Annotated in this window: 11 protein-coding genes; 3 read left to right on the top strand and 8 right to left on the bottom strand. The window is 35.1% G+C overall.

Going from position 1 to position 11,628, the window contains the following annotated elements; genetic code table 11:
* Positions 1-14 precede the first annotated feature (14 nt).
* Together BUB89_RS09800 and BUB89_RS09805 are read left to right on the top strand one after the other, a co-directional pair.
* Positions 15-971 (top strand): S41 family peptidase, encoded by a 957-nt coding sequence (locus BUB89_RS09800; protein WP_073244526.1) that lies wholly within the window; start codon positions 15-17, stop codon positions 969-971.
* A gap of 72 nt (positions 972-1,043) precedes the next feature.
* Positions 1,044-1,883: a hypothetical protein gene (locus BUB89_RS09805; protein WP_073244528.1), complete on the top strand. Its 840-nt coding sequence runs from the start codon at positions 1,044-1,046 to the stop codon at positions 1,881-1,883.
* Between the two features lie 370 nt (positions 1,884-2,253).
* Here the strand turns inward: BUB89_RS09805 and BUB89_RS09810 are convergent, their stop codons facing one another.
* From BUB89_RS09810 to BUB89_RS09825, 4 genes are all read right to left on the bottom strand, one after another.
* Complete coding sequence (locus BUB89_RS09810) at positions 2,254-2,616, bottom strand: helix-turn-helix domain-containing protein (protein ID WP_083552662.1); 363 nt, start codon at positions 2,614-2,616, stop codon at positions 2,254-2,256.
* Entirely contained in the window at positions 2,616-2,945 is a 330-nt protein-coding gene (locus BUB89_RS09815; protein WP_073244530.1) for a type II toxin-antitoxin system HigB family toxin, read from the bottom strand. The genes BUB89_RS09810 and BUB89_RS09815 overlap by 1 nt, the downstream gene beginning before the upstream one ends.
* Positions 2,946-3,054: 109 nt before the next feature.
* A complete protein-coding gene (locus BUB89_RS09820) occupies positions 3,055-4,281 on the bottom strand; it encodes a multidrug effflux MFS transporter (protein WP_073244928.1) in 1,227 nt (408 codons plus the stop codon).
* 70 nt (positions 4,282-4,351) lie between these two features.
* Entirely contained in the window at positions 4,352-6,604 is a 2,253-nt protein-coding gene (locus tag BUB89_RS09825) for an acyl-CoA dehydrogenase family protein (RefSeq protein ID WP_073244532.1), read from the bottom strand.
* 260 nt (positions 6,605-6,864) lie between these two features.
* Between BUB89_RS09825 and BUB89_RS09830 the strand changes: the two genes are divergently transcribed.
* The gene (locus tag BUB89_RS09830) at positions 6,865-7,524 is read left to right on the top strand and encodes an HAD family hydrolase (RefSeq protein ID WP_073244534.1); all 660 of its coding nucleotides are present in this window, start codon (positions 6,865-6,867) and stop codon (positions 7,522-7,524) included.
* 132 nt (positions 7,525-7,656) lie between these two features.
* Here BUB89_RS09830 and BUB89_RS09835 read toward each other — a convergent pair whose 3' ends face one another.
* The 4 genes from BUB89_RS09835 to glyA form a co-directional block, all read right to left on the bottom strand.
* Complete coding sequence (locus tag BUB89_RS09835) at positions 7,657-8,151, bottom strand: GNAT family N-acetyltransferase (protein WP_073244536.1); 495 nt, start codon at positions 8,149-8,151, stop codon at positions 7,657-7,659.
* Positions 8,152-8,155: 4 nt separating this feature from the next.
* Positions 8,156-9,199, bottom strand: coding sequence for a GMP reductase (gene guaC / locus BUB89_RS09840; RefSeq protein ID WP_073244930.1), 1,044 nt, complete (start codon positions 9,197-9,199; stop codon positions 8,156-8,158).
* Positions 9,200-9,550: 351 nt separating this feature from the next.
* Positions 9,551-10,177 (bottom strand): MiaE family protein, encoded by a 627-nt coding sequence (gene miaE / locus BUB89_RS09845; RefSeq protein ID WP_304364771.1) that lies wholly within the window; start codon positions 10,175-10,177, stop codon positions 9,551-9,553.
* Positions 10,178-10,272: 95 nt separating this feature from the next.
* On the bottom strand, positions 10,273-11,547 hold the full coding sequence (gene glyA / locus BUB89_RS09850; RefSeq protein ID WP_073244538.1) for a serine hydroxymethyltransferase: 1,275 nt from the start codon (positions 11,545-11,547) through the stop codon (positions 10,273-10,275).
* Between the last annotated feature and the right edge of the window lie 81 nt (positions 11,548-11,628).

An 11,628-nucleotide genomic window follows, 5' to 3' on the forward strand; every position in this document is an offset into this window, starting at 1 on the left:
ATTTTTTCAGAAGAATGAGAATAAAAACAATCACTATTTTTGTATTATTAGGACTACTTTTTTCTTGTAAAAATGAAGTAAAAAAACCAAATTTTAAACATTATTTTAATCAATCTTTTAATCTTATCAAAAAAGAATATATTAAAACTGGAGAACTAAATTGGATTGAAATTGAAAATAATATAAATGATTCTATACCTAAGTTTCGCAATAATATTGATGTTTATAACGGAATTAGATATACTCTAAAACAAATTAACGACAAACATAGTTTTTTCTTACCTCCTAAAAATCAATCTAATTTTTTCATCAATGACTCTGTGATTATTCCAAAAATCAAATATGAAATTTTAGACAACAAAATTGGATACATAAAGATATTAGGACTAGCTGCCAATGACAGTATCAGTTCGTTATATTCTTTAAAAATTAGAGAGGCATTAAAAAAATTAGATATTTATCCCAATTTATCTGGATGGATAATTGATTTAAGAAATAATAGAGGGGGCAAATTAGGCACTTTTTCATTAGGGCTTGCGCCTTTATACACAGATACAATAATTGGTTTATCTATCAATAATAAAGGGAAATACATAAAACATAAATTATCAAATAACAACTATTATTATGGGGATAATATAATTAACACAATAAAATTAACTGACACTTTAATCAATAAAAATAAACCAATTGCAATATTAGTAAATGAAAAAACTGCAAGTTTAGGAGAATCAACCGCTCAGTCATTTAAGTTTCAAAAACAAACATTAATTTTCGGAACAAAAACAAGAGGTCTTACATCTGACCTTCAGGTATTTGAATATGTTAGCGGAGCAAGACTAGGTTTATCGACATCTTTTATATGTGACGAAAATAAAAAAACTTTAGAAGAAGGAATAATTCCAGATATTGAGTGTACCTCAGAACAATCTTTAAAATTAGCAATTGAATGGATAAAAAGCATTATATAACCTCCCAACTACACAAGTGTCCCACTTATGTCCGCAAAAGAAAACAGTAATAACTTCTCAACCAAAATAACCATGAAAAAACTTCACCTTTTAGCTTTAGTTTTTGCTACATTCAATTGTATTGCACAATCAAAAACAGATAAACTAACCAAACCTATTATTGAGGAAGGAAAAAAATTATATCAGTCAGAAATGGCTTCCTGGTATGGAACTGATATTTTTCTGGCAAAATACCCGGACAAAGAAAAAATTGGCGGTTACTTTTCGTATTCAGAAAAGGAGAAATCTAAATGTGTTTTCTTTTCAAAAGAAGCAAGTCCAAAAGTTATTGGAACTATTATTTTTGATGGAAGCTTTGATATTAATAAAGCAACCACAGTATTAGAAGAAAGAACATTTACTGCCAATGAACTTGATTATTATACGTTAAGAGAAAATGCAAAAAAAGCTTTAGAAAAAGATACTGTTATCAAAAGTTACAACAACAGCAAATTAAATCTAATCCCCATGATTTCTAACGGTGAGAAAAAGGTTTATATTTTAACAGGACCGAATGTTAATGGAGTTGTTTTACTGGGAAATGATTATTTATTGAACTTTGATAAAAACAATAATTTCATCAGTCTGAAAGCACTACACAAAAACTTAATTCCGATACAATACACAAAAGATCAGACCGAAGTAGAAACCATGCACAATCATAAAGAAGAAACAGGCGATTTTATTACTGCCACAGATATTTGTACATTAATGCTTTATGAAAAGTTTACTAATTGGAAAAATCATATTGTACTATCTAAAAACTATGCATCTATATGGAATTGCACAACCGATGAGCTTAAAGTAATAACCTCAGAAGCATTTACTAAGATGTTTGAAAAAACAGAAAAAATTAAAGACGAGAAGAATTAATTATTAAACGCACTTAATTTTTACTAACCTCCTGATAACTCCTGCTCAATAGCACTAATTTGAATTATAATAAATGTAGCACCACCCCGCCCGCTGGGCACCCCTCCAGAGGGGAAGTTGCATAATTTCCCCTCCTCCGGAGGGGTGCCTGTAAGGCGGGGTGGGCTTTTCTGTGTTAAGAGACTTACTCTTTTATACAATTAATTATAAGTTAATGACATTTGGCTTGAGCTATATCAAACATAAATTCTTTAGTGAAGTACATTATTCAGATAACACAATACTTATAATAAACTACTCTGACTCCAAAAAAAAACTCCGCTATTGCCGAGTTTTCTATAGCTGTTACAAAGCATCTATACCTAATACATTAACTCGCATTGTGTAAAAATACTTCGGCTGGAATGCTAAAATAATTCTTTAATTTCTGAGCCATTTTCAAAGTAATTTCTCTTTTCCCTGAAAGAATTGCTGAAACATGACCTTTACTTCCTATAATCGGTTCAAGGTCTTTGGCCTTTAGTCCCATTTCCTCCATTTTATATTTAATTACTTCCAAAGCATCCAGTTCTGGTAATTGATAATGTTTTTCATCATAGTCTTTTATCAAAAGAATAAGTAAATCCAACTCATCGCTTTCCGGAGTATTGGGTTTAGCTTCAAAAATTTCCATCATTCGTATAGAAGCTTTATTGTAATCGTCTTCTGTTTTTAATACTTTCCAGTTCATCATTATATCTTTTTGTTTGTTAAAATTGAGGTGTCAAAGGCGATTGTTTCAACATTTATTTTATCATATTCTTTGTGTGTCCCAAACCAGATTACATAACAAGCATCTTGTAAAAAATTAACTGAAACAACTAATCTAAAATCATTTCCTTTAATATTGAAAACCACACGATTATTATTTACAATACTTGCATTTCCATACATTCTCTTCAACTCGTTGAAATTATTGAATTTTTGTTTTGAAAATTCATTATACCAAATGAGCAGTTGTACTTCCGCTGTCGGGTATTTGTTGATGTAATATGAAACTGTTTTCCTTACAAGTATTTTCATTGAGCAAATATATATAAAAGTTTTCAATTTGCAAACAAATTACTCTACCTATCTCGTTGATTTCTAAAATATAAGATCATTTAGTAAGTATAAATAGTTTTAATACAAATCAATGAACCATCACTGCATCATCACTGCTGCTGACAATCGTTTTTTTGATTTTGCTTTTGCCGAATATCAAAATCACAAGGGCAAGAATAGTGGTGGAAGTCATAATAACAACCATTGGGGTAATAGCATCTTTTACAAAAAGACTAACTCCAAAAGAAGCCAAAGCACCAATCCCTAACTGTGTCGCTCCCATCAATGCCGATGCGCTTCCTGTATTTTTAGAAAAAGGAGCTAATGATAATCCTGCCGTATTGGGATTTGAAATCCCTAAACAAGCCAAAAACAGGAAAAGCATTCCGATGGTTTCATACAATCCTAACAAATCATTAAAGGCTAAAATCAAAAAGATAAAACTAATCACCGACTGCGAGATTAGAGCCGTAAATATCATTTGCTCGCTGGTAAAACGTCTCAATAAAACCGAATTTAACTGACTGGAACCTATAAAACTTACTGACATTATTGCAAAAATCCATCCGTACGTTTCGGCATCTACTTTTAAAATATCCATAAAAATAATCGGTGATGCTGCCACATACGTAAACAAACCTGAAAATGCAACGGCACCCGTAAAAGCATAGGTATGAAATTGTGGTACTTTTAAAATGGAAATAAAATTAGTAATAATGGGTTTGGGTTTCAGCGAAATGGAAGTATCGGGTTTGTGCGTATCAGGCAAACCCAACTGAGTAGCCAGCAGTACAAAAGCTCCCATAGCTGCCAGAATTAAAAACACTGTATGCCAGCCAAAATAAGTCGTTACATATCCGCCGGCTGTGGGTGCCAGCATTGGCGAAAGCCCAACTACCAGCATTAATTTAGACAAAACATTAGGTGTTTCTTTAGCAGGAAATAAATCGCGAACCATTGCCAGCGAAGCTACCGTTGCAGCACAACTTCCTACTGCCTGTACAAAACGCAAACCAATAAAAGTATCAATATCAGTAACAAATGCACAACCTAACGAAGCCAAAATATAAACCATTAAGCCTATAAACAAAGGTCTTTTTCGTCCAAAACGGTCTAATAACGGACCATAAAGCAACTGCCCTGCCGAAATCCCGATAAAATAACTCGATAAACTCATCGAGACTTTAGCAACTGTAGTATTCAAATCGGCTGCAATCCCTGAAAAACCGGGTAAATACATATCTATCGAAAAAGGTCCAAGAGCAGTCATGGAACCTAAAATTAAAATCAGTTGGAAATATCTTGCCTTAGTCATCATGATCAGAAAATCGTTTTTTTTATTTTTCTGCAAAAGTAAGCCATAAAAAGAAACAAACAATTATAGTCTACACCAATTCTCCCAAACAGCTCTCCGGAATGGCAAAAGCATTGACCAGCGCCACAGCATCAGGACGAATGTCCCAGCACAGCTGATTAACCATTTTTCGGATGGCTTTAGTTTTTACGGCTTCCATATAATTATCTTCCAGATACCAGGCTTTGTTTTTTTCTATTTGCGAAAGCGCATACAACTGACACAATCGGTTTAAAACCTGCTTAGTGTCTGGCTCTTTAACTGCGGCAATGGCAATTTGAAACTGCTCCAGAACCACACGATCCAGATAAGCTTCGGCCACATCTATCATTTGGTGCTGCACCACATTAAAAGCATCATAGGCGTCTAAACCATCGTCAACTAATTTTTTAATACGCTTGGCTGCCGAAGCTAATATGGTTTTTTCCCGGTGTTCAAAAGCCTGCAAATGAAATTCACTGTCTAGTAAATGAGCTTCATCGGTTTTTCGGATGGCAATGGGATTTTTCTCGGCTATGACGGATTTGGCATTTTCATACACATAATTAATAATTCCGAAAGACCCCATTTCACCAAAGGCTTTTCTAAATTCTGACAACCTGTTTTTAGCGACTAATTGCATCAAAACGGTATTATCTCCTTCGAAAGTGGTATAGATTTCGGTGTCGTTTTTTAATGCATCTATCCGGTTTTCAGACAAATAACCTTTCCCTCCACAGGCTTCCCTGCATTCCTGTAAAATGGCGGTAGTACTCCAGGTAGAATAGGATTTTAAACCTGCTGCTAAGGCTTCGATTTCCTGCATTTCGGTTTCTGTTTTTTTCAAAAAACGCTGTGTTAAATACTGCAAAGCAAAATGTACCGCATAGGTTTTAGCCAGTGGAATCAACAATCTTCGCTGGTGCATACGGTAATTCAGAATCGGGACTTCGGAGCCTCCTTCGGGACCAAATTGTCTTCGTTGGTCACTGTATTTTATGGCAATAGTAAGTCCTGTTTTGGCTGCAGCCAATGCCGAACGAGGAATACCAATCCTGCCTCCTACTAAGGTTCCTAACATCGTAAAAAAACGTCGGTTATCACTGGGAATCGGACTTTCAAACGCTCCTTCTTCATTCACCGAAGCAAAACGATCCAGCATATTTTCTTTTGGAATAACCATATTATCAAACCGAATAGTACCGTTATCTACACCATTCAGTCCCATTTTATGACCGCAGTCACCAATAGTAATTCCTTTTAAAACCACGCCGTTTTCATCACGCAACGGCACAATAAAAGCATTGACACCATAATCCTGTCCCGCTATCATCAGCTTGGCAAAAACAGTAGCCATTTGTCCGTGCAGTGCTGCATTCCCTATGTATTCTTTTTGCGCTTTAGGATGTGGCGTATGAATCGTAAAAGTCTGCGTTTCGTGATCGTAAGTTGCCGTAGTTTCTAAGCCTTTTACATTCGAACCATGATGCGTTTCGGTCATTGCAAAACAGCCCGGCAACTTTAAACTACCAATATCTTTTAAATATTTGGCATAATGTTTCTCTGTCCCCAGCGATTGCACACTCATTCCCCAAAGCCCAAACTGTACGCCAAATTTAATCACCAGACTCAAATCATGATAACTCAGCGTTTCCATAATGCTAAAATAATCGGCGATGTTTTCTCCTCCTCCATATTGTTTGGGATAAGCCATATTCCCCAGATTTTCATCAGCCAGAATTTTGCACCAGTAATAAACCTTTTGACGGTAAAAATTGATGTCTGTAGTGGTTTCTAAACGAAATTCAGGTTGGGAAATCACTGCTTTTACTTTATTAATAATAGTAGCTTGTTCTCCGTCTAATAAGCTGGTGAGTTTTTGAACATCAAAATTGGCATCTGTATGATGGGTAACGGTAAGTGTTTCTGATTTTGTTCTGAAATTACTGAGTGCTTCTTCGCCCAGAATTCCTAAATCATTTTCCAGTTGGACAAAAGAAGTCTCTAAATTTTGAATAGTAGCATCGTTTTGAGATAAAGCCAAAACAATTTCAAAAATAGATTTTACAGCTGTATGCTCCTGAATAGTTTGTTCTATTTTATTTTTCCAATCCGTGATATCCTGACGGGAAGGCGGATTAGAAATACTTGTTTTTGAAAGCAATTCTTGTTTTTCTTCTGTCGAAAGCCAATCTTGTGAATGGATGAATTGCTGTAAGGTAGCAAACTCTTTTTTAGTTAAAAGATCATCAGACCAAACCAGATAGAAAAGGGGAATAAACGCCTGTAATTTAGTATTTGTCATAAGATATATTTAGAAATGGGAACAGTTTATAAATAATAGATTATGAAAATACGGATTCTGATTTGGATTCGCTGTTAAGGTTCTTATAATTTTGAAATCGCATTCCTAAAAACAAAAAAAATACTGTACACTTTTAGCTCTTTCTACAAAACAGTAATAAGGAACATAAACTATATCTTTTTAAAAGTCAAAATCAGTTTTAAATGCTGCAAAACAATTGAAATGATTGTATCTTGCAAACATTAAAAACAAAATTTACAATGAAACAACCATGTGTTATTTTTGATATGGACGGCGTGATTTGCCACACAAATCCACATCATGCAAAAGCTTTCGAAGCCTTTTTTGATAATTACCAGATTCCGCATTCAAAACAGGAATTTGAAGAGCATATGTATGGAAAACACAATGGTTATATTATGACATATTTTTTTAAGCGTTCTATTGCCGGTGAAGAACTTAGAAAGCTTGAAGACGAAAAAGAGTCCATGTTTAGGGAGGTTTATAAAAATAAAGTAGAAACAATTCCACATTATTTGAAGTTTTTAGAAGAATTGAAATCGCATCATTTTAAAACAGCTGTTGCTACTTCTGCCCCACGTGCCAATCTTGACCTGATTATTGGTAATTTAAAAATTGGCGATAAAATGGATTCTATGATGGCAAGCGAAGATGTTAGCGCTCATAAACCTAATCCGGAAGTTTATTTAAAATCTGCTGAGTGTGTAGGTGTTGATCCATCTGACTGTGTTGTTTTCGAAGATTCGTTTTCAGGAGTTACAGCAGCTATTAATGCAGGTATGAAAGTAGTGGGTGTATTGAGTTCACATACAAAAGAGGAATTACCACCATGTGATTTTTATATTAATGATTACAGCGAAATAAACGCAGCTAAAATTTTAGAGTTATTAAATGACTAATAATAAACTGCCGGAGGGCTGAGTCCATGAGGTATTAGTGAAATAATCGTCACGAATTGACTAATTTCTTTTTCATTCGTGAATTCGTGGCAAAAACCGAAGCAGAACTTCGAAGAATTTAACCTAAAGAGATTAAAGCCGTTTTTCCATAATATAATCTTCCATTAAATAACCATGTTCTAATTCGATATCAATTTCCTGAATGATTTCAAAACCCATTTTTTGATAAAAAGTCAACGCTTTATTGAATCGGTTGACATTTAGTAATAATGTATGGGACTGATTTGTTTTTGCAAAATCTGCTATGGCATTAATGAGCAGTTTCCCAATTCCTTTGCCCTGAGTTTCGGGAAGAATATAAATTTTATGAATTTTTGTAGTATTTCCCTCTTCATAATGATGTTCGAAAGAAGCGAAACCTAAATACATCTCATTTTCTTTTACTAAGATAAATTCGTGACCGTTTGCTATATTCTCCAGCAAAGCTTCACCCGAATAAAAAGCATCGAGCATGTACGCTAACTGCTCCGGACATAAGATTTCGCTATAAGTAAGCGGCCAGGTTTTATGCGCAATTTCACTAATTGTTTTTAAATCGGCAGTAGTAGCTTTAACAATATGTATCATTCTATTATTCGGTTGTAAATACTCTGTTTTCCTGTTCGCTCACACGGATAAAAGTAGTTCTTTTAGTCAGCTCTTTCAATCGGGAAGCCCCCACATAAGTACAACTGCTGCGTAAACCACCCAAAATATCCAAAACCGTATCTGCTACATTGCCTTTAAAAGGAAGTTTTACCGCTTTTCCTTCGCTGGCTCGGTATTCGGCAACACCGCCTACATGCTTGTTCATTGCCGTAGCGGAACTCATGCCGTAAAACTGTTTGAATTTTTTGCCGTTAATTTCCAGTAGTTCTCCCCCACTTTCGGTATGTCCGGCGAGCATTCCGCCCAACATCACAAAATCAGAACCGGCTCCAAAAGCTTTGGCTACATCACCCGGAGTGGTACAACCACCATCACTGATAATATGTCCGCCTAAACCATGAGCGGCATCGGCACATTCGATAATTGCCGAAAGTTGCGGATAACCCACACCCGTTTTTATTCGGGTTGTACAAACCGAACCCGGTCCAATACCTACTTTTATAATATCGGCTCCCGCCAAAAGTAATTCTTCCACCATTTCGCCAGTAACCACATTACCGGCAATGATTACTTTATCAGGAAATTGTTTTCGGGTTTGTTTTAAGAAGTTCACAAAATGCTCCGAATAGCCATTTGCCACATCAATACAAATGAATTTCAGTAAAGGGTTAGCGGTGACAATTTCGATTACTTTTTTAAAATCATTCTTGCCTGTTCCGGTGCTAACCGCTATATAATCGTAAAAATCAGGAGTCGCATTTTTTAAAAAATCATTCCATTCTGAAACCGAATAATGTTTATGAATGGCAGTAAACAATTTGTGTTTTGCTAATTCAGATGCCATTTCAAAAGTTCCTACGGTGTCCATATTAGCAGCCATAATAGGAATTCCATTCCATTTAGTAGTGCTGTGTAAAAATTTAAACTCTCTTTCTAAGGAAACCTCTGCTCTGCTTTTTAGTGTAGAACGTTTGGGTCTAATCATTACATCTTTAAAGCCTAATTTCAAATCGCTTTCTATTCGCATAATTATCACTTTTAAATGGGTTACTGCTAAATAACTTTTGTTTTTCTTAAAAGTAATGAATTTTATGCGGGAATTGTGCAACAAAAAATAGTTTTTTTTGATTCAGAAAAGTTAAGCAGAGATGCACAAAGTTTAAAGCTTTTCAATCATAATTAGGAATTACAAACCAAGACTGAATACTAATCCCGGGCAATGTCATTAAGTTAAAAAATCACTTATGCTTTGTCATTCCGACGAAGGAGGAATCTCACGAGTTGATTGGGTTATGTGATTTCTCCTTCGTCGAAATGACACAAAATACGCTTAACTTAATGATATTGGGCTACGGGACTAAATACGGAACACTAAAAATTATCCGTGAATCGTTTCGCCTTTACCGTAATTAGCAATAACAGATTCTTCGAATGCTAACCATTCTCTCCAACGTTTTTCTACATCGATTCCTTCTCCATATTTTCGGGCATAAGTGATAAATGTGGTGTAATGTCCTGCTTCACTTTCCATTAATTCTCTGTAAAAAACAGCCAGTTCTTCATCCTGAATATTTTCTGAAAGTACTTTGAAACGTTCGCAACTTCTGGCTTCAATCATCGCCGAAAAAAGCAATCTTTCAACCAATCCGGAAACACGGCTTCCGTTGCCGCTTTTTTTCATGTATTGGTACAATTCGTTTACATAATCGTCTTTTCGCTCGCGACCTAACTTCAATCCGCGTTTGATAATTAAATTATGTACCTGCTCGAAATGATCGATTTCTTCTTTGGCTAAAGCCAATAAATCTTTAACCAAATCCTGATGTTCGGAATTATTGGTAATAATAGTTATAGCATTAGTCGCTGCTTTTTGCTCGCACCAGGCATGATCAGTCAGGATTTCTTCTATGTTTTTCTCTACAATATTTACCCATCTTGGGTCGGTTGGTAATTGTAATCGTAATACGCCCATGATTTTTTTGTTTGAAGTTAAAATTTGTTTCATGTTTAAAGTTTTCCAAAAAAAAAGTTTAAAGTTTTGCTATGACTTTCGGCAATCACAAAACTTTAAACTTGAAACCTTAAATTGGAACTATAAAATTAGAAAACGAAAATTGCTCTTTCGCTCATCATTTCGTTAACTTCTTCAGCTACTTCTTCGATAACATCTTCGTTAGTATGATTCATCAATACTTTGTCAATCATCGCTACGATAGTTTCCATATCTTCTTCTACTAAACCACGAGTGGTGATTGCAGCAGTTCCCACACGGATACCGGAAGTAACAAATGGCGATTTATCATCAAATGGAACCATGTTTTTATTTACAGTGATTTCGGCTTTTACCAATGCATTTTCAGCATCTTTTCCAGAAATTCCTTTGTTTCTTAAGTCAATTAACATCATGTGGTTATCCGTACCTCCAGAGATAATATCATATCCTCTTTTTACAAAAGCATCCGCCATTGCATTAGCATTCTTTTGCAATTGACGCGCATATGTGAAAAACTCATCTTGTAAAGCTTCACCAAAAGCAACCGCTTTAGCAGCGATAATATGCATTAATGGTCCACCTTGATTTCCAGGAAAAACAGCTAAGTCTAATAAAGAAGACATCATTCTGATTTCACCTTTTGGAGTAGTCAATCCCCATGGATTTTCGAAATCTTTCCCCATCAAAATCAAACCTCCTCTAGGTCCACGTAATGTTTTATGAGTTGTAGTAGTTACAATATGACAGTGAGGAATTGGGTCATTCAATAAACCTTTAGCAATTAAACCTGCCGGGTGAGAGATATCAGCCATTAAAATAGCACCTACACTATCAGCAATTGCTCTAAAACGCTCAAAATCCATATCACGGGAATAAGCCGAAGCTCCGGCGATGATTAATTTTGGTTGCTCTTTAGTTGCAATTTCCTGAATTTTATCATAGTTCAAACGACCTGTTTCTTTTTCAACACCGTAGAAAACCGGGTTGTAAACACGTCCTGAAAAGTTTACCGGAGATCCGTGAGTCAGGTGACCACCGTGCGATAAATCAAAACCTAAAATTTTATCACCTGGTTTCAAACAAGCATGAAAAACAGATGCATTAGCCTGAGAACCAGAGTGAGGCTGAACGTTAGCATACGCTGCACCAAACAATTCTTTAGCTCTGTCAATTGCAATTTGCTCAACAATATCTACTACTTCACAACCTCCGTAATATCTTTTTCCAGGATATCCTTCTGCGTATTTATTTGTCAAAACTGAACCAGCAGCTTCTATTACTTCGTCACTTACAAAGTTCTCAGAAGCAATAAGTTCTAAGCCATGTATTTGTCTTTCTTGTTCTTCAAGAATAAGTTCAAAAATTTGTTTGTCGCGTTGCATTTTTTAGATTTTAAATAATTTAGCGCAAAAATACAAAAAAACGTTTGCTAAACAGTTAGATTATGATATATTTGATATATA

The organism is Flavobacterium flevense (assembly GCF_900142775.1).
Taxonomy (GTDB): domain Bacteria; phylum Bacteroidota; class Bacteroidia; order Flavobacteriales; family Flavobacteriaceae; genus Flavobacterium; species Flavobacterium flevense.